The sequence below is a fragment of the Bacillus sp. HNG genome, from assembly GCF_003400205.1.
GTDB lineage: Bacteria > Bacillota > Bacilli > Bacillales > Bacillaceae_L > Ferdinandcohnia.
In genome coordinates this window covers 165008-184320 of record NZ_QUQV01000009.1, presented here as the reverse complement: position 1 = coordinate 184320, position 19313 = coordinate 165008, and the positions used below count along the sequence as shown (strand labels likewise).

General features: G+C 34.1%; 16 protein-coding genes and 2 pseudogenes. 4 read left to right on the top strand and 14 right to left on the bottom strand.

Translation table 11 applies throughout. From position 1 onward, the window contains the following. Window positions 1–77: 77 nt before the first annotated feature. From DZB84_RS16990 to DZB84_RS25460, 4 genes and pseudogenes are all read left to right on the top strand, one after another. Window positions 78–821: pseudogene (locus DZB84_RS16990) on the top strand (Tn3 family transposase); the annotation flags it as partial. A gap of 77 nt (window positions 822–898) precedes the next feature. Then, window positions 899–1198: a hypothetical protein gene (locus tag DZB84_RS16985; RefSeq protein WP_116353458.1), complete on the top strand. Its 300-nt coding sequence runs from the start codon at window positions 899–901 to the stop codon at window positions 1196–1198. Window positions 1199–1448: 250 nt separating this feature from the next. Continuing rightward, entirely contained in the window at window positions 1449–2696 is a 1248-nt protein-coding gene (locus DZB84_RS16980; RefSeq protein ID WP_116353457.1) for an ATP-binding protein, read from the top strand. A 430-nt stretch (window positions 2697–3126) separates the two neighbouring features. Then, window positions 3127–3258 carry a hypothetical protein gene (locus DZB84_RS25460; RefSeq protein WP_262983979.1) on the top strand — a complete coding sequence of 44 codons (132 nt, stop codon included), beginning with the start codon at window positions 3127–3129 and terminating at the stop codon, window positions 3256–3258. A gap of 5 nt (window positions 3259–3263) precedes the next feature. Here the strand turns inward: DZB84_RS25460 and DZB84_RS16975 are convergent, their stop codons facing one another. From DZB84_RS16975 to pdxR, 14 genes and pseudogenes are all read right to left on the bottom strand, one after another. Continuing rightward, complete coding sequence (locus tag DZB84_RS16975; RefSeq protein WP_116353456.1) at window positions 3264–3995, bottom strand: hypothetical protein; 732 nt, start codon at window positions 3993–3995, stop codon at window positions 3264–3266. 208 nt (window positions 3996–4203) lie between these two features. Beyond that, window positions 4204–5154: a caspase family protein gene (locus tag DZB84_RS16970; RefSeq protein ID WP_116353455.1), complete on the bottom strand. Its 951-nt coding sequence runs from the start codon at window positions 5152–5154 to the stop codon at window positions 4204–4206. 11 nt (window positions 5155–5165) lie between these two features. After that, a complete protein-coding gene (locus DZB84_RS16965) occupies window positions 5166–5576 on the bottom strand; it encodes a TIR domain-containing protein (RefSeq protein ID WP_116353454.1) in 411 nt (136 codons plus the stop codon). A 353-nt stretch (window positions 5577–5929) separates the two neighbouring features. Beyond that, window positions 5930–6352: pseudogene (locus DZB84_RS25335) on the bottom strand (MmgE/PrpD family protein). Window positions 6353–6505: 153 nt separating this feature from the next. Then, entirely contained in the window at window positions 6506–7711 is a 1206-nt protein-coding gene (locus tag DZB84_RS16950; RefSeq protein ID WP_116353451.1) for a hypothetical protein, read from the bottom strand. A 118-nt stretch (window positions 7712–7829) separates the two neighbouring features. Further along, window positions 7830–8387, bottom strand: coding sequence for a metal-dependent hydrolase (locus DZB84_RS16945; protein ID WP_116353450.1), 558 nt, complete (start codon window positions 8385–8387; stop codon window positions 7830–7832). Window positions 8388–8734: 347 nt separating this feature from the next. Then, complete coding sequence (locus DZB84_RS16940) at window positions 8735–10207, bottom strand: alanine/glycine:cation symporter family protein (protein WP_116353449.1); 1473 nt, start codon at window positions 10205–10207, stop codon at window positions 8735–8737. 221 nt (window positions 10208–10428) lie between these two features. Then, on the bottom strand, window positions 10429–11337 hold the full coding sequence (ctaG, locus tag DZB84_RS16935) for a cytochrome c oxidase assembly factor CtaG (RefSeq protein ID WP_116353448.1): 909 nt from the start codon (window positions 11335–11337) through the stop codon (window positions 10429–10431). Between the two features lie 88 nt (window positions 11338–11425). Next, entirely contained in the window at window positions 11426–12382 is a 957-nt protein-coding gene (locus tag DZB84_RS16930) for a carbon-nitrogen hydrolase family protein (RefSeq protein ID WP_116353447.1), read from the bottom strand. 32 nt (window positions 12383–12414) lie between these two features. Next, entirely contained in the window at window positions 12415–13080 is a 666-nt protein-coding gene (gene deoC, locus DZB84_RS16925) for a deoxyribose-phosphate aldolase (protein WP_116353446.1), read from the bottom strand. Between the two features lie 29 nt (window positions 13081–13109). Further along, on the bottom strand, window positions 13110–14585 hold the full coding sequence (locus tag DZB84_RS16920) for an aminotransferase class I/II-fold pyridoxal phosphate-dependent enzyme (RefSeq protein WP_116353445.1): 1476 nt from the start codon (window positions 14583–14585) through the stop codon (window positions 13110–13112). A 36-nt stretch (window positions 14586–14621) separates the two neighbouring features. Next, window positions 14622–15938 carry an aminotransferase class I/II-fold pyridoxal phosphate-dependent enzyme gene (locus DZB84_RS16915; RefSeq protein WP_116353444.1) on the bottom strand — a complete coding sequence of 439 codons (1317 nt, stop codon included), beginning with the start codon at window positions 15936–15938 and terminating at the stop codon, window positions 14622–14624. Beyond that, window positions 15931–17055: a histidinol-phosphate transaminase gene (gene hisC / locus DZB84_RS16910; protein ID WP_223254482.1), complete on the bottom strand. Its 1125-nt coding sequence runs from the start codon at window positions 17053–17055 to the stop codon at window positions 15931–15933. Before hisC ends, DZB84_RS16915 begins: the two co-directional genes overlap by 8 nt. A 262-nt stretch (window positions 17056–17317) precedes the next feature. Continuing rightward, window positions 17318–18748: a MocR-like pyridoxine biosynthesis transcription factor PdxR gene (gene pdxR, locus DZB84_RS16905; RefSeq protein WP_116353442.1), complete on the bottom strand. Its 1431-nt coding sequence runs from the start codon at window positions 18746–18748 to the stop codon at window positions 17318–17320. Between the last annotated feature and the right edge of the window lie 565 nt (window positions 18749–19313).

The following is a 19313-nucleotide window of genomic DNA, read 5'->3' as shown; positions in this document are numbered from 1 at the left end:
CTAATTCGTAAGATACTATATATTCATAAATTTAATAGTACAAATAATAATTCTTTAATGAAATATAAAAGAAGTAGTTACTATCGCAAGATACGTTAATAACTACTTCTAATACTAGTACAATTAAAGCCGGTTACACAGACCAAATCTTCGGATTGACTCATTTATTAGGATTTAAATTTGCTCCAAGAATAAGAGATTTATCGGACTCAAAATTATTTACAATAGATAAGGAAAGTGAATATCCCAAATTAGAAGCCATTTTACGTGGGCAAATAAATACAAAGGTCATTAAAGAAAATTATGAGGATGTTTTGCGACTGGCTCATTCTATAAGAGAGGGAACAGTTTCAGCATCCCTTATTATGGGGAAATTAGGTTCTTATTCAAGACAAAACAGCTTAGCTACAGCCTTACGCGAAATGGGCCGAATAGAAAAGACAATCTTTATTCTAAATTATATTTCGGACGAATCTTTAAGAAGAAAGATACAAAAAGGATTAAATAAAGGAGAAGCCATGAATGGACTGGCAAGAGCTATTTTCTTCGGAAAGCAAGGAGAGCTTCGAGAACGGACCATACAGCATCAATTACAAAGAGCCAGTGCCTTAAACATAATTATCAATGCCATCAGTATCTGGAATACTTTACATCTAACAAAAGCAGTCGAATATCAAAAACGGAAAGGTAGTTTCAATGAAGATTTATTGCATCATATGTCACCTTTAGGCTGGGAACTTATTAATTTACTAGGAGAATACCATTTTAATTCCGAGAAAGTGGTATCCTTAGATTCTTTAAGACCACTAAAACTTTCTTAACGTTGTTAAAAACGGGGGAATTGTCTTGAAAATGGGCTTAGCGTTGTAAATCCGCATTTTCCTGACGGTACCCCTATATGAAGAACTTTCAGCTGACGTCAATACAAACATATACACTCTTAACAGAAACGATTAAAAATAGAGATAAAACAGTAATGGAAGTTTTTAACCATGTATTTAGTGTTCTGAATAGGCACTTTAAAAATGAGTTTTTATTAATTCGTTTTTATTTATGGTATGAGTTTGAGGCATTGGATCGCGAACAAAGTCTAGCTAAATTGAAACAGTATGATGAAGTTAAATCATTAGATATGCAAGGTGAGATTGATATTGATGAAATGCATTGGAACAATACTTACGCAATAAGAGATTATTGATATTTGGTTTGATAGGGTTTCTCCTGATATGAAGATTCGAGTAAATTATTATTATGCCAAATTTAATTTAAATGACGCGCTTATCTTGAACAAGGATAACGCCTTTTTTCGTATTAATTCCAGAATGTAGAAGGTCAATTAAAAGTTTCTAAATTAAAGATAAGCATTGCCCCCCTTAAAATGAGTGGTTTAGTAAATATAGTATAAATATGGTATAATTCCCGTAAAAAGACAAGGTGAATTAGACTATATGGAAGTTACTGAAGTATTCACAGCAGGTGGTCTACCGAGTATTACTTACTTTTCAAGGGATAATTATAGATTAGAAGCAAAGTTAAGAAATAGCCTTAGGTTAAAGGGGAAAATAATATCAATAACTGGACCAACTAAGTCTGGCAAATCCGTACTTTGTAAAAAAATCATACCTCCCGAAAAGAGTGTTTGGGTAATGGGAGGGCATATTACAGAGGAAGAAGATTTATGGAATATTATAACTAGTGACCTAAATATATCCGTTGCCTTAAATGAAGAAGTAACATCTGAATTCTCTACAAATTCAAATATTCAATCAAGAGCAGGTATAAATTTAGGTATATTTAAAACTGATATTGGAGCTAATATTGGTGAATTATCTAAGGCTGGTACTAAACAAGCAAACAGCTACAATAAAGATTTAAGGTCACTTTCTATTAACTTTTTAATTGAAAATCAAATTCCACTATTAATTGATGATTTCCATTACATTGAGAGGGATGTTCAGAAATTAATTATCCGCTCATTAAAAGGGGCAATTTCTGACGGATTAAAACTTATATTACTTGCAGTCCCACATAGAAGTAATGATGCCATTGAAGTGGAATATGAGATGACAGGTCGAATATACCAAATAAGAGTTTCTCCCTGGGGTGTTGATGAACTTGCTGAAATTGCAAATAAAGGATTTACTGCACTTGGTATTACATATCCAAAGGAACTTATTGATATTTTCGCTCAAGAAGCTTTCGGTAGCCCTCACCTTATGCAGGAATTCTGTCAATTGATCTGTTTTGAGAATGACATTTTTGAAAAATCTGATGAATCTAAAGAGCTTAATACTCAAGTAAATTTTGATTCATTCTTTGAAGAGGTGATTAACTCCTCGATGTCAAATATTGTTTTTGAAAAATTGGCAAATGGTCCCACAAACCGTGGTGAGAGAAAAGAACGGGATTTTAAAGATGGTAAACAAGGTGATATATATTTAGCTGTGTTAACTGCAATAGGTAATATGCAAAATACAAATAAAATTACACCTGACGAAATTAGGAAAACACTTCAAGATATATTAGACCCGAGATCGGTGCCACCTAAACAACAAATAACTAATGTACTTATTCAGATGGATAAGATAGCCAAAAATGATATAAAAGGAGAACCTGCTATAGATTTTAAGGATAATGTGTTATATATTGTCGATCCTTTCTTGATATTTTACCTTAGATGGGCAAATCTTTTTTAGTGCATAAACTATTTTTCTTTACTATTTTATATTTGATTTAATATGAAAAAAACATCCCCTTCTTTAATACTAATCTTATGCAAAAGAGGCGCATCTAATAATGAGATGTGCCTTTTAAAAGTTACAACAAAAGAATAGCTAATAAAAGACCACACTATATTTCAATTTAATTTTCAGTGATATTTAATATTCCATTTTAAATAAAAAAAGGGTATTTTTTCTATTTGTCGAACTATATCAATTAGATAAATTTCAATATTCAAAAAGGGGAAATTAATAATGGATAATAGTTTTAACATTATTAGACAAGTTGCTAATAAAACAGAAGAAAGATCTATTGATGGTATAAAAGTTTCACCACCACCTCCTCCAAATCCCAGAAAATGATTAAGGAACACAAAAATATAACTAATGAAAGGAGTTAATAATTTTGTCTAAAGAACAATCTCAATCAACACCTTCAAAAGGAACAACTTGGACACCCTCTTCTAAAAATCCAGGCGGAAGAGTAAATGGATCTGTTGATGGCAGGAAAGTCTCACCACCACCTAAAAAAGGTTAAGAATTTCAGTTATCTTCAGGAATGGTCTTATCTTTTGGGCTTCTATGGTCTATCTCCTTTACAACCATTCCTGATTTTATATCTACATAAACCCTCTTTACATCATAATCATAATGATTCTTCATGGAATCCATCCACTGTTGAGTGTCTTCTAAAACGAGAGCTTTATCCACTTCTAATGGTCTTGAAGCTTTCGTCATTGCACCCGCAACAAATTCTTCTGGTTTGTCAATTTTATATACTATTAAAACAGCCTCTTTATCAAAATGATCAACCTTATTATTATTCTCACTTTCACTATTTATTTTAATGAAAAATTCCTCCCAAACAGATGAGCTAGATGACAGTGGAGCAATTCCCCTAGTTTTTCTAACAAAGTTAATTCTATTTCTTAGAAATTCATTTCCCCATATACTCCAAGTCCAACAAACAAAATAGCTAACTATAAAACTCATAATTAAAAATAGTACTAGATATTTAATATCAGAAGTAGCTGTATTTAAAGCCTCCACTGTCCAAACTTTATCTACAGATAAAAAGTCAATCGTGATTAAAGCACCCCAAGTATTTAGTACTAATAATGTAATGAAACTTACAGGTAACCACAATAGTGCTGCTATACCTGACAATTCTGGTGCAGTATGTTTAACAGATGGATTTAGCCCAAAAACTTGCAACCAAAAATAAGCCATTATTCCAGGTAATATAAAAACAAATGTGCTAAGAAATTGTGCCATGATTTCACCCCTTTTTAATATAATATTCTACATTTTCTCTGTTTACCCTTTTTAAATATAAAGAACAACTTCTTCAGGAGTGTTATTAGACAAACAACTTTGCTCTAAGAAATATAAAAAATCCCTCACACTTGAGAGACTTTTTTAAAAAATATTATAATAATAACGTACATTGTATTTTCGCTTTAGACTTTCAAATCGCTCTCTTTTAAATTCTTTCTTTTTTCACTAGGTTCCAATAGTGCATACCTAATGGAGTTAGCTTACACGATTTACAATTCATTGCTGCAAAGTACATATGTTCTTCTCCAACTGGAACAACTAAATTCACTCTATTAAAAGACTGCAATACTCGGAATTTTTTTATGTTCTCCTCTATAGGATTTTCACTTTCAGGTTCAAATGAAGGGTCTAAGTCAAATTCATCTTCTATATTCCTGAATAACTCAGTTAACATTCTTAATTCAGAAAGACTTATTGGTGGATTTACACTTCTTAAAGAAATAAAATTCTTCACATTAGTCTTAAAAATTGGACGCTGTTCCCATGGTCCTAATGACTGATCAATATGAGCATATACACTTCCAGGTGTAATATCTCCTAAAAGATTTGCAGCCCCACCATTAAGAGCATCAATAAAAAGAGTAGTAAAAACTCCACTTCCATTTTTTTCTGAAGCGTATTGTTCAGCACTTGAAGCAGTAAGTATTGTTAATCCTTCACTTAATAATGCGTTTGAGTCTGAAATATTTGTTCCGGAAATTCCTGAGTGACAACTATCTAAAATTATTATTTTATTCCTTGATTTAGAGTTATTTACAATGGTTAATAGCTCATTAAGAGAAAATCCATCATCTCCTTCTTCACACTCTGATGTGATTAGAAACCCTCCGGTACTCTCAATATAGCCATGACCTGCAAAATAAAATAACGCAACTTCACAGTCATCATTAAAAAGTTCCTGTACACTGTCTTTTAATTGTTTTCTTGTAATAGTACTATCCGAACCGGTAGAAGTAATTAAATTTATAGAAAAGTTAATTGTGCCATTAACATTTCTTTCTAAAACGGATTTAACTGAATATGCATCGTTTACACATCCATATAAAGGAGATACATTCGTATAATAATCTATCCCCACAATCAGTGCTTTTCGCATAAGATCACACCCTACTTATTTTTTCCTTCTCCCATCATTTGATTTATTTTTTCAGAGATTTTATCCCATTCCCATTTAACAACTCTACTACGAGTTAAACCATCAGGTAAATTACTATTTGAATCAGCACCGCCGATGTAAACTCCAAATATCGGTACGTTATTTTCTTTAGCCATTTTTATTTCTTTTTTTACCCCTGTTGCACTTGCCATATATTTTCCAACAAGGACAATTACCATATTGGTTTTTTTAATTTTTTCTTCAACAATAGCCTCCCATTTACTTTGTGGCATAGATGACTTTGCTGACCAGTCCTGTATTGAAAATGGTACCTTTGAATTCTTACTCTGACCAATAAATAACGTTTTATCAGTATCATTATGATCAAAGTCAAAACTTATAAATGCTCTTGGATCTGCCATATGAATTCCCCTTACCTTTTTTTACATTTTTTATATTAAATACTATATATTACCTTTTTATTATAAACCTAGTTCTCTAGTATTACAACTAATTACACACAAACCATTTCTATTGGTTGGTTAGTAGTTTTAATACATTAATTTGGATCTCTTTTAATTGACCGGGATCTGTTACTTCTTTTCCTCAAGCAATGCAAGCATCAATTGCAGAAGAACAATTCCGCACGAATTAGGCTTAAATGCATTCTTCAAAGTTTCCCATTGAATGAATACCCCTGTTGATATTTACTTGTTCTAAATCATGCTCCGGTGCTGTAACATTGGCAAATCCTCTCTTAGCTTCTAGAACCTGCTTAGAGCTTGTAAAGCCTTTTTGGGCTTAATAATGCTGGTTGCAAGCCATTCTCTGCTGCCTTTCCTGGATGGAAAGGCTTAGTCATGGTTCCAAACATTTCACGCAAGCTAAATACTTGTGTTCCAGCCAATCCCAAAGCAATAAGCAATTGCTCTTCATTTAAATCCAGTTAGACTCCAACTGAGATCTCAGAAGCAAAAACACCGGCCGTACTCGTTATATGCCATCCTAAATCATAGTGACTCGGGTATACGGCATTGCTGATTCTTAATTCAGCTTCTACTCCAAGAATAAAGGCCTGCAATACTTGTTTTCCGCTCAAATTTAATTTTTCCGCAAGTGCAAAACATACGGTGGCGACTGGCCCGTTTGGATGATGTTCGCTGACATTATTGTTGGTAACTAAAAAACCCGTTAATATTAAGGATTAACGGGTTTACTGATCTAAATATTAATTTACACTAAAGTTGGTAACCAGTTTTCTATACTAATTTGCCATTTACTAATAATGTTAGTAACCACTTGTAGCTGTAGTATTGCAAATAATCCTATAAAGTGAGTAATTGTTATCAGACTAATTACTTCCTCTCCGTTTCCCATCTTTTATTTCAAGACAAACCTCATAAAAAATTCTTTCTAAATGAATTTTTTCTTCAACATCAGTAACTAACTCATTTAGTCGATGAAATACTTTAATTATATGTAGACTGTTTGAAATAACTTGTTCCTCTTGTAACTTTTTAAAAGAATTTCTTGTATCAGTTGAAAACTTATTCCTTGTACTTAGTATTTTTTTAAATATCGAAAAGATACGGTCCTCTGATAGTTCTGGTGATTTGGAAATATCAATAATAAAGTCAGTTATTCTGTCCTTAAAAGACTGTAAATTATGAAGTTCAAATAATTTTGTATTCACACTGTCTAGTCCGCTGTCGTGCCTTATTGTAAAGATAGTTTCCTTCCCCTCTGGTGGTATAGCACCAAAACTATTTCCTTCAATGTCTTCAAGCCTAAAACGACATTCCAATGAAAAAGTTCTTTCTTTAATTTCATTGTTTATTAATATAACACCAAAATATAACCTTCCAATATCTATTATATTTATTGGATTAATTTGATCAAACATCACAACAATTTCGGAATCACTAATATATGCTTTTTCAAATACAAACCATTGGCTTGCTTGTTTTGCATGTTTATGTAGACTATATAGAGTTAGATAAAGCGCCAAATGGTTATCATAATTTTGATATCTAGTTGATGTTACCCCCCTGATTAACCAATCTTCCTGATGTTTAATGAGTCTATATTGGAATTGCTTACTAGGTATTTGATTACATAGCTTGCATACAGTTTCTACTAAAATATGCTCAAACTTGTTATCAAGGCAGTATGAAGAAAACTTGCCCATTTGGAATAACATATCAAGAAAATTATATGTAAATCTATATGTTCCCTCTGCGATTAATGAATCCTCCTGAAAATTTAAAATTAGATTTTGACGCTCACTTATTCCTATAATGCTTATGTTACCTATTTTTTCTACAATATCCATTTTCCGATTGTCTATTGTTAAAAAGGAATTAATTAGTACTCTACTTCCTTCTACCCAAAGGTAGCTTGACAACTCCTCATCCAATAATTCAATAGGAAAATTCTGCAATACCTCAATATCAATCTCACGGTCTTTTTTTACTAATAAAGTAATATCCTTAACTGTAGCAACTTCTCTGGATACAAACTTTCCATCTAGTGTTACCTCTTGTATGTGTTTTCCCAAAGTTTAACCACCTCATATAAAATAGTTACTTATTGGATGATTTTGCCATAAATAGTGAGTTTGTTAGAGGTATAGATAGGACCTAGGAAAAGAAATTTATGAATTGATTTAGCCGATTTTAAGTAATGGATACCTCTAATAGTTTCAGGAGAATACGAATAGTCGAACTGATAACTTCAGCTATTGAATGGAATAAATATATATGTAAATTACCGATACCAAAGATAAAGTAAAATAATAAAATACTAAAGATATAGAGTATTACATTTTCTGTTATACTCCCCGTTCTGTAGGTGATAGAAATTTTAGGGCGATTATAGTTCAGTGGAGCAAATACTGGGATGCTTCGTACAGAGAAAAAGTCACCTAATAAATGAAAGAGGTAACCTAGTGAAATTCCTAAGGTAAGAGGAGATGGAATAATTAAACAAACAATTGATATTAGTATCCAAGCAAATAAACTATGGGTAATTCCTCGATGGCCATATTTCTTATTAATATATGTAGCAAGTCCCATAGACCTTCTTCCAATAAAAGAATTCGGCTCATCGATATCAGGTAATAAACTCCCAATACTAATACCTACAACATAACCAATATGAAATGGATAATGAGTAATGATTGATATTCCAGCCCCTAACGTCAATGAACTTACAATATGTGTTTTATAACGCACAAAAACCAAACTCCCATTATTTTTAATTAATGGATATGCTTGGTTAACTCTAAATATAACAGCTTTTTATTTTATTTCATTAAATCGGTCATTTCTTGCCATGTTATCGGGGTATGGATTTCTTTGAATTTCAAGTATTTTAGTTACACCGTTTCCTTCACTTTCCAATTTACTAGGCTCTCTTCCTTAATTAAAAAAATATGGAATCAAAAAAGACGACCAAAATTCATTTTTTGAATTAAAAGTCGTCTTTGTTATCCAAACCCTTAATCTGATTTAATTAAAAAGGAACCAACTGTGGAGCTGGAGCCTAACTATTTTAAACTTAAGTTCCGTAGAAAAAATATTTATGAAATCTCTTTTTCCTTATCTTTCTGTGACTTGTGGTAACCATCTTTCCAGAAGTCTGCATTCTTTATTCCATATTTAGATGAATTGAATACTGGGTCTATTCCTTGTTTTAGTTGTTGTTCGTAGTCCTTTAATGCAATAGACGCTGGTTTAAAAAGCAGTAAGATTGCAATTAAGTTTAGCCAAACCATTATTCCAAGTCCAATATCCCCCATTGCCCATGCTGTTGTTGCAGTTCTTATAGAGCCATAGAAAATAGAACCAATAAGAACGAGTTTTAACGCAAGAAAAGCTAGACCTTTGAATCTGCCCCGTACTAGATAAGCCAGATTTGTCTCTGCAATATAGTAATAGGCATAAATGGTTGTGAAGGCGAAGAAGAATAGTGCAATTGCGACAAATCCTGGCCCGAATCCGGGGAGAATGGTATCTACTGCTGCTTGAGTATAACCAGCACCTGTTTCTAATCCTGGAAGATTTTCAGTAATGAATTTTCCAGTTTTTTCATTTATCACATTATATTGATTTGTAAATAGAATCATCATTGCAGTTGATGTTACTACTAAGAATACGTCTAAATAAATAGAAAATGCTTGTACGAGACCTTGCTTAGCTGGGTGAGATACTTCAGCTGCCGCAGCTGGGTGTGCACCAGTGCCTTGACCGGCTTCGTTCGCATAGAGTCCACGTTTTACTCCCCACATAACGGCTGAACCAAGAATTCCACCAAATAATTCTTCAGCCCCGAAAGCGCTTCGGAAAATTAGTCCAAATACTTCTGGAATTTTTCCAAAATTCACTACTATTATTGCTATTGCAATTAATAGATAACCAGCCGCCATAAAAGGAACGACTAATTCTGCAACTCTCGCAATACGCTTAACTCCACCAAAGATCGTAAATCCAACAAGTGCGACAACAATTAATCCTGTAATTGATTTGTCAATCCCGAATGCATTATGCATCCCATCAGCAATGGCATTTGCCTGTATTCCTGGCATCAAAAATGACATCGCAAGTAGTGTTGCAACTGCGAAAATGACGGCAAACCATTTCCAACCAAGTCCTTTTTCTATGTAGAATGCTGGTCCCCCTCGATACTCACCATCTTGCTTTTCCTTATAAATTTGTGCAAGTGTGGACTCAACGAAAGCTGAGGTTGCACCAATGAACGTAATAACCCACATCCAAAATACAGCACCTGGACCTCCAAACGCTATTCCTGTTGCGGTTCCAGCAATATTCCCTACACCGATACGGCCTGATAAAGACATGACCAACGCTTGGAAAGAAGAAACCCCTGCATCTGATCCTTTTCCTGAAATAATGAGTCTTGCCATTTCTTTAATATGACGAATCTGTAGGAATCTTGTACGAATACTAAAATAAATACCACAAAAAACAATAAAAGCAACTAAAACAGGACTCCATAGCCAATTGACGATGGTGTTAACAATTTGATCGAGCATGATGCCCCCCCATATTATAATATTTACTTAACAAATTATGTCGCTAAGCTGAATGGAACAATAATTGTGGCCGCACAAAAACCACCAAAATCCTCCAATTTTTTCTACATATGAATACCTTTTATTAATAAATCGTTGTTCTCATAATTAATGATTCTTATATAATGCTCCGTCAATGACTTAGTTCACAAAAAAGTAAAACAAAGTGGAACCGCTTACCATTATATTTTTTGATTCAACATAACTCTTTCTGTTTCTTCTCGTGCTTCCTCTGCATCCTTTCGATACCATTCTTTAAAAATAGTTGCAATAATGATGATATAAACAATTTCTTGAATAATTTTCATGACTATTCCTGCTAGTTGTTGATCATGAAGGAGTCCCAAAGGATTAAATATACTTATTAATGCAGGTCCAGCTGAGCCCAACCCGCTTAAAGAAGACGGCGTTGAGCATAAGGCCAAAGCATTAAGCCATGCTACAGGATCAGAATAAGTATTATATAAAGGGGAACCTGCAAATATAATAAGCGCACATGCTGGTAGCATAAGGGCTCCATTCCCAAACATATAACCAGTTTTCATTAACCCGGTCATAGACTTTTCTTTAAAAGGAGTCAATACTGGCCAAAACATAAAAAAAGCAAATACAAATAACGTAGTATGGATTAATGCATGATAAACATTAGACGTTTTTGAGAAATCGAGAACAATTGGAATATGATAGATTGAAAATGCCCCATTAAATAAAATCATTGCAATTAAAGGTTTTGTAAATAAAGTAAATAACTGGTTTATTATTTTTATATTAAATATTGTTTTCCAAATCCAACCTGGTATTCCCTTAATTAATAGGATCGGCATTATAAGTAGTAGACATGCCATTTGTACCATGTGCATTGTTATCATCATATGGCTCATTAAATCAACAGGCGAACCTTTTATTATGTAAAATTGGATAATAAATAATACGAACGAAATTACCTCTTTTATCAATAATGGACGACTATTTTTAAAATGATGTCGAAACTTTATCGTAATTAGAAAATAAAAGAACAAAATACAAAGCAAATATAATATGAAATAGGGACTCCATAATGAACGGAAGTCGAATAAGTAAAAAATAGGCAAGTCTTGTCCTCTCCCTCATAATGATTATAAAAAGAAAAGCTGACCTCCTAGCAAAATGGAAATCAGCATGTAAGTCTATAAAAATAGATTAATCGTCCCATTTGATACCATTTTGCTTTTCTTTATTTACCAAAAGCGTAAAGACATCAGGACGTGAATAGTGCCCAAATACATCAAAATCAAACTTGCTGTAGGCTAACTGTTTCAGATCAAGATCCGCTATTATAATTTCTTCTCGCCCCCAAATAGGTGAGGCTACATAGTCACCAAGTGGACCGACGATTGCACTCCCACCATTACTCATTATATCTGGAGCAGTATCAAGATCGCTATAGCAGGCTAAATCAGTTGGATACATATCCTTTGTCACATATTGATTAGATGATAAAACAAAACATCTACCTTCCATTGCAATATGCCTGATCGTTGACTGCCAAGACTCCCTTGCATCTGCCGTTGGTGCTATATATAGTTGAATACCTTGGGCATACATAGCTGCCCTTGCAAGAGGCATGTAATTTTCCCAGCAAATAAGAGCACCAATTTTTCCATAAGGAGTATCGAATACAGGTAGTGTACTTCCATCACCTTCTCCCCAAACGATGCGTTCAGCTGCTGTTGGTTTTAACTTACGGTGTTTTCCTAAAAGGGCTCCATCTGGACCAAAAAATAGCACTGTACAGTATAATGTCCCTCCGCTATGCTGGCTATCTCGCTCAATTACACCAATCACTAGATAAACATCTGATTCACGCGCTGCTTTTGAAAGTATGTCTGTTTCATCACTAGGTACTGTTATAGAGTTATCCCAGTATCGATACCAATCCTTCCTACCAACATCTGTTCTACTCCCTATAACAGTGCCGAATGACAATCCTCTTGGATATGCTGGAATAAATGCCTCGGGAAAAACAACTATTTTAGCACCTTCTTCAGTAGCATTTTTTATTAATTTTACTGCTTTCTCAATAGTTGCATTTTTATCCATAATAATTGATGCAGCCTGGATAACGGCGACTCTAACACTATGATGCGTACTCTCCATAGATAAGGCCTCCCTACTTTTTTGCATTTTAATTAATTTTTAACTAGTATATTGTTTTCACTAAATATAGTTACTGCAGAGCTCGTACCGATTCTTGTTGCTCCTGCTGCGACCATCTCTTTTATATCATCAAGGTTTCGGACACCCCCAGAAGCCTTTACCCCAAAATTACTTCCAACTGCATTCTTCATTATTCGTACATCTTCTACTGTTGCACCATGAAGCGAAAAACCGGTTGAAGTTTTCACATAATCGGCACCTGCTTTTACAGCCAACAGACAAGCATGGACCTTTTCCTCGTCTGTTAACAAACATGCCTCAATAATAACCTTGACCAATGCCTTTCCTTTTGCCGCTTCTACTACTGCACGAATATCTTGTTCAACTAGGTCGTATTGTTTATCTTTTAAGGCACCTATATTAATAACTGTATCAACCTCTGTAGCACCATCTTTAATCGCATTAACTGTCTCAGTTGCTTTAGATTCCGGTGTATTAGCACCTAACGGAAAGCCAATAACAGTACATACATTAACACCTGAACCCTTTAGAATACTTGCAGAAAGTTTTACCCATGTCGGGTTCACACATACTGAAGCAAATCCAAATTCCACTGCTTCACCACACAAACTTCGAATTTCATATTCTCTCGTAACTGGTGATAGTAGTGTATGGTCAATTAATTTTGCATAATTCATGTTGTATCCACCTCTAGTTAATTATTGTTTTATTTAATGGGTATATATTCTTTTAATACACGTATCATTTTCATATGTTCATCTTCAGCACCTTGAACTGGAAGACCTGCTACTATATTTCTTTTTGTATAGTCCAAGTTACCTTCTGAAATAATCTCACCAGGAATAAATATAGGTATTCCTGGTGGGTACACCATAACAAATTCAGCTATAATTCTACCAATTGATTCTTCTAAAGGAATGACTTCTGTTTCAGCGTAAAAAGCATCTCTAGGCGTAAGAGCTAATACTGGAATTTCAGGCAATAGTACTGAACTATTTACGTTCTTATTAACTGTAGAACGAAACTCTTGTGACAGTTCAGTTAATGCTTGTACAAGTAAATATAAGTCTTCCTCTGAATCACCGGGAGTAACAATACATAAAATGTTATAAAGATCAGACAATTCTACCTCAATATTAAACTTTTCGCGTAACCATGTTTCAACGTAGAATCCTGTTACACCTAGTTCTTTTACAGATATTAAAAGCTTAGTAGGATCCATTGCTACTGCGGAGCTTGAAAATAGTACTTCTATTCCCATACAATATAGATAATCAAGCTCATTAATTTTTCTTCGTGTTTCTTCTGCTTTTTGAATAGTGTCCTCTAATAAAGCATATCCTTCTGTTGCTAATGATTTTCTAGCTACATCCAAAGAAGCCAAAAGTAGATAAGATGTAGAAGTTGTTGTTAACATGCTTATTACAGACTGTACACGTTTATGAGATACAAGGTTTCCACGTAGATTCAAGATTGAACTTTGCGTAAGGGAACCACCCAGTTTATGCACACTTGTTGCAGCCATATCAGCTCCTGCTTCCATTGCAGAAAGGGGAAGGTCACGATGAAAGTGGATGTGAGCCCCATGTGCTTCATCGACTAAAACAGGGATATTTCTTGAATGAGCAATTTCTACAATCCGTTTTAAATCTCCTGAAATACCATAATAAGTTGGATTTATTACAAGAATCGCCCTAGTATCCGGTTGCAAATGTAGTGCCTTTTCAATTGAATCAGGTGTTATCCCATGAGAAATACCGAAATATGGATCTACTTCCGGGTGAATAAAAATAGGAATCGCACCAGAAAAAACAATTGCACTCATGATCGATTTATGAACATTCCTCGGCACCAGTATTTTATCCCCTGGGCCACAAACGGACATAATCATCGCCATTATGGCCCCGCTTGTCCCTTGAACAGAAAAGAAGGTATGGTCAGCCCCAAACGCTTTTGCAGCTAATTCCTGAGATTCTTTAATAATTCCTTTTGGAAGATGTAAGTCATCTAAAGGATTAATATTTATTAAATCAATCGATAAAGCATTCTCACCTATAAACTCTCTAAAATTCGGGTCCATATTTTTACCCTTTTTATGACCCGGAATATGAAATTGAACTGGATTTTTACTTGCATGATTTTTTAAAGTTGTAAATAAGGGTGTTTCAAATTGGGAAACCATCTCTACCACCTTTCCTTTGCGCTCATGGTGTATTTATCATTGTTGTAGTATAGGTTTAAGGTGTTTTACCTTTAAGTCATCTACACCTTGATAAATGTATTCGAATATTTTTTCTAAATCCTCTTCTTCAACACTTGAAAAAGCAATTCGTAAGTCTGTAGGATTTATGGAAACCGTACCCACTCCATAGCGATCTAATAAATGCACTCTTAACTCCTCAGCATTTACATTTAAAAGCTTTAAGCACATGAAATATCCTGAGTTGAATGGATAAATGCTCCATACTTCTTTATATTTTTCTTTCGTTAAAATATCCTTTACTTTTAACGCACGCCTTTTCATAATTTCATATTTTTCTCTTTTTTCAAGCTTATATTCATCTGATCGTAATGAGTCTAAAATGATAGATTGGGACAAAATAGAGCTACTTGATATTGAACTACGAATTACGCCTTCCACTTTATGTTCTAAAATTTCTAATATCGGAACTTCACACGCAAATGTAATAAATCCCACTCTTAGCCCCCATACAAAACTTTCCTTAGTGGCGCCATCTACTTTTATTGGAAGTATTCTTTTATGAAGCCCTGCAACTCTACCAAATAATGACTCACTTATTGAATCTTCATAAAAAAGCCCAAAATAAGCATCGTCAATAATGAGAACAATATTTATCCCTAAATCCGCAGCCTCTACTAAAGTAGAGATGATTCCCGAAGCCTCGTCCTCATATGGGGTATATCCAGTGGGGTTATTCGGAAAATTAAGCAAGACAATTGCCTTACCACTTACTTTTTGCTCCATTAAACGTTCTCTAAACCCGCTTACATTAAATTTCCCATCTTTATCGAATAATTCAAAGGCCTTTAGACTTCCCCCTCTTTGCAGACAAAATATAGATTGATAGTTCCCCCAATATTTATCTGGTAAAATGATTGAATCATTTTCATTTATAAATAAATCAGCTACTATGCTCAATCCATGTGTAATACCTGTTGTTACGATTGGGAGATTAATATTTTTATTTTCTAAACTGGGATTATTATGCAGTAGCTTTTTGTACCATTCATTACGGAGCTCAATCCTCCCAGAAGGAGGTGCATACTGATAAATATCTTTTGGTAATAATCCATTTAATCTTTTTTGTATATGACTAAAATGCATGGGTTCATCATGTTCAGTTGCAATACCAATTGTTGCATTAAATCGTGTGGCTTTCTCGTTGGCCTCGGCACTTTGGCTTAAGATACCTTTCGGATAGTATGCCTTCCGACCAAAATCTGATAGCATCTCAAATATGCTTTGATTATGGGACTTTATTAATTCGTTTAGGTTTCTAGCAATCTCATTCATCATCGTCACTCCTGTTGCCTAGAATCAATTTAAGTGCAAGTAATAGCTGAATGTTTTCCTCATATGTTCCAACTGAAAATCGTATATACTTGGACATTCCCCACGTATCACCGTAGCGAACGATTATACCCTTTGCTAGTAATTTCTCATAAATTTGTTTTGCATCTGGCCCAAAGTCCACTAGAACAAAATTACTCATGCTTTCGGTATATGTTACCCCTAAGTGCGTAAGTCCCTCATAAAGCATATTACGCCCTATCGTATTAGTATGCTTAGACTTTTTAAGATGTACTTCATCATTAATCGCTGCAATTGCCGCAGTTTGTGCAAGAGTATTTACATTAAACGGTTCTTTTACCCGCTGAATATCTTGAATAACCGCTTCTGGTGCCACTCCAAAGCCAATCCTTAATCCAGCCAAACCATAAATTTTCGAAAAGGTTTGTAAAATTATAATCGGAAATCCGTCTTTAACATACTCAATGCCATCCGTATAATCCTCATTTGTTGCGTAATGACTATATGCGCTATCGAAGACTACCAAAATATCTTTTGGTAGTTTTTGTAGTAACTGCTCTAAGCCCTGCTTAGGCATATACGTACCTGTTGGATTATTTGGTGAGCATATATATATTAATTTTGTATATTCTGTAATGGCAGATAAGATATTTTCAATACTAAAACTAAAATTATAATCTAGGGGGGCCTTTACAATCTTAGCTCCCATCAAATGAGCTCCAAAATCATATTCACCGAAAGATGGAGAGGGTACTATAATCTCATCACTTGCCTCAAGAAATGTTTCAGAAATGAGCGTAATTAATTCATCTGCACCATTTGTAATAATCAGTTGACTGGGGGATAACCCATATTGGTATGCAATACTCTGTTTTAATTGATTTGCGTGTGAATCAGGATATCGATTTATACCATTTAAGTTGGTCATTATTGCCTCAATTGCTTTAGGTGAAGGCCCTAACGGATTTTCGTTTGAGGCTAATTTAATTACCCTTTTCAATCCTAGATCCTCTTGCACTTCCCAAATTGGTTTACCGGGTTTATATGGCTCAATTCTATCTAATACACTGCGTTTCTTAATCTGATACGTTTTTTCCAACCTATATCCCCCCATGCCTACTCAAAATGATAGTCCGGTTAAGTATCAAATGTGAAAATGAATTGTGAATCAGTTCACACAATAACTTTCGAAGTATCCATTATTTAGCTATTAAAGAGTGTGGTAATCATCCACTCTTTCATAATACTCGTTTTTTTATTTTTTCAATCAACCACTTTACTCATTTTTTGACCATCCACTTGCATCTAGGAAATGAAATAAAAAAGCTAATTCCCCTACTAGATACGGAGAATTAGCTTTTTTAAATATCGTTCAGTGCACTTGCAAATCTTCTGATCCCTTCGTTAATGTTTTTCTCATTTTCCCGAGCAAATGTAAATCGTACACAATTCTTGTTTGAGCCCATTGTGGAACCAGGAACATAAATAACGCCCCTCTTTATTGACTCTTCCAAAAGTTGTATTTCATTAAAATCCTTCTTAATCTTACACCAAATATGAATACCGCCTTTAGGGGTATAGTAATCAACTTGATCCCCTAAATACTCAGATAGACTGGAAACAATTTGATTTCTTCGGCTTTTTAATTGAACAACTAAGTTTTTTATATGTGAGTCAAATTCGTCTGATTCTAAAAAATCATTTGCAATCCATTGAGTGAAACTAGCATGTCCAAAATCAATTTGTTGCTTAGCATCTGATAATCTTTCAATGACGGGTTTAGGACCTATTATCCAGCCAATTCGTAAACCAGAAGCAACAATTTTTGACAATGAACTTATATATAAGACGTTGCCATTAACATCCATAGATTTTAAGGAAGAGATCTGTTCACCTGTAAACGAACTTAAACTATATGGATCATCTTCGACAACAGGTATTCCATGTTCAGATGAAATTTCCAAGATCCTCTTTCGCCTATGTTCATTTAATAATGTGCCAGTAGGATTTTGAAAGATTGGATTCAAGAATATCATTCTTATCCGATGCTTTTTATATAGAGAAACAAGATCCTCTGGGTTAATTCCTTCATTGTCTACTGGTAACGAATATGTTCTTACTCCCGCTGATTTAAAGATAGGAAGACTGTAATGATAAGATGGCTCTTCTATCGCAATTGCATCACCTGGCTTTAACAGACATTGTACGACTAAATGCAAAGCCTGCTGCGCACCAGATGTGATAAGTATGGAACTCGGACTACTCTCAATACTTCTTGAATCCCTAACATGTTTTGAGATTGTTTCTCTTAATATTTTGTTCCCTTGAGGGTGGTCATACCCGATGCTACCAATATAGGATCTTGTAGAAGTGAGATTCCGCAAGACCTCAATGGGGAAAAGATTCTCAGACAATTCCCCACTCGCTAAATTAATCAGATTATGTTCCTCTGTTTCTTTACGAATCTTTTGTGTAACAGGCAAGTTTGGCAAAAAGGATCCTGCCTCTACATATCTATTCCAGCTAGGGATTCTTTTTTTGGTAATGCCCCATATATCCTGGCTTATAGTTGTACCACTTCCACGGTTCCTCTTAATTAGTCCATTAGACTCCAACTCATCATATGCAGCTACAACGGTACTTCTATTTATATTTAATTCCTTCGCTAGAAATCTTTCGGAAGGCAAGGGCTTATCCGGTGGAAATGTACCATCTGCTATCCCATTTTCAATATATTCCGCAAGTTGTTTATAAATCGCTTTTTTTGCTTTTCTATCAGGTTTCCAATCCATAGCTATACATTCCTTACAGTTAATATATTTCATTTACACATTAACAAGGTTAGTATCCTCATTTATGAATAAAATAACTACACAGATGATGAGATTAGTTATTTCATCACATTATCACTATATATATCCCTAAAGCTATAACAGCCAAAGTAATAATGACAACATAGATTAGAGTTAAATTTGTTGTATTTCTTTTAGTCGCGCTGCTATAGTTCGAATCACTTTTCCCTGCAATTAAAAGCGTTCCAATTAGCGAAATAATTCCAATGATTATTACTAAAATCATTAATGTCTTCATAGTACACCTCACAGTAATTTTGTTTGCCTACAGCACAAAAAGCTATATCTAAAAAAATATTTATTAAAAGGTATTTCCAAATAAATTTATTATATAGTAAGAAGTCCTTCGTTTAACCATCCACTCTCCTATTAATTAAACCATCCACTCTTCCAATTTTAAAGATTAGTGACATATACTTTCTCATTCAAACCCTTATTTATCAATAGTTCGAATACTTTTATGAAGTTAAATCTGATAGTAAAAAATTTTTTTCTGTTTTTGAAC

Coding starts and splice junctions, on each gene's coding strand:
- DZB84_RS16985 (WP_116353458.1), top strand. CDS start 899: ATGAAGAACTTTCAGCTGACGTCAATACAAACATATACACTCTTAACA.
- DZB84_RS16980 (WP_116353457.1), top strand. CDS start 1,449: ATGGAAGTTACTGAAGTATTCACAGCAGGTGGTCTACCGAGTATTACT.
- DZB84_RS16975 (WP_116353456.1), bottom strand. CDS start 3,995: ATGGCACAATTTCTTAGCACATTTGTTTTTATATTACCTGGAATAATG.
- DZB84_RS16970 (WP_116353455.1), bottom strand. CDS start 5,154: ATGCGAAAAGCACTGATTGTGGGGATAGATTATTATACGAATGTATCT.
- DZB84_RS16965 (WP_116353454.1), bottom strand. CDS start 5,576: ATGGCAGATCCAAGAGCATTTATAAGTTTTGACTTTGATCATAATGAT.
- DZB84_RS16940 (WP_116353449.1), bottom strand. CDS start 10,207: ATGCTCGATCAAATTGTTAACACCATCGTCAATTGGCTATGGAGTCCT.
- DZB84_RS16930 (WP_116353447.1), bottom strand. CDS start 12,382: ATGGAGAGTACGCATCATAGTGTTAGAGTCGCCGTTATCCAGGCTGCA.
- deoC (WP_116353446.1), bottom strand. CDS start 13,080: ATGAATTATGCAAAATTAATTGACCATACACTACTATCACCAGTTACG.
- DZB84_RS16920 (WP_116353445.1), bottom strand. CDS start 14,585: ATGGTTTCCCAATTTGAAACACCCTTATTTACAACTTTAAAAAATCAT.
- DZB84_RS16915 (WP_116353444.1), bottom strand. CDS start 15,938: ATGAATGAGATTGCTAGAAACCTAAACGAATTAATAAAGTCCCATAAT.
- pdxR (WP_116353442.1), bottom strand. CDS start 18,748: ATGGATTGGAAACCTGATAGAAAAGCAAAAAAAGCGATTTATAAACAA.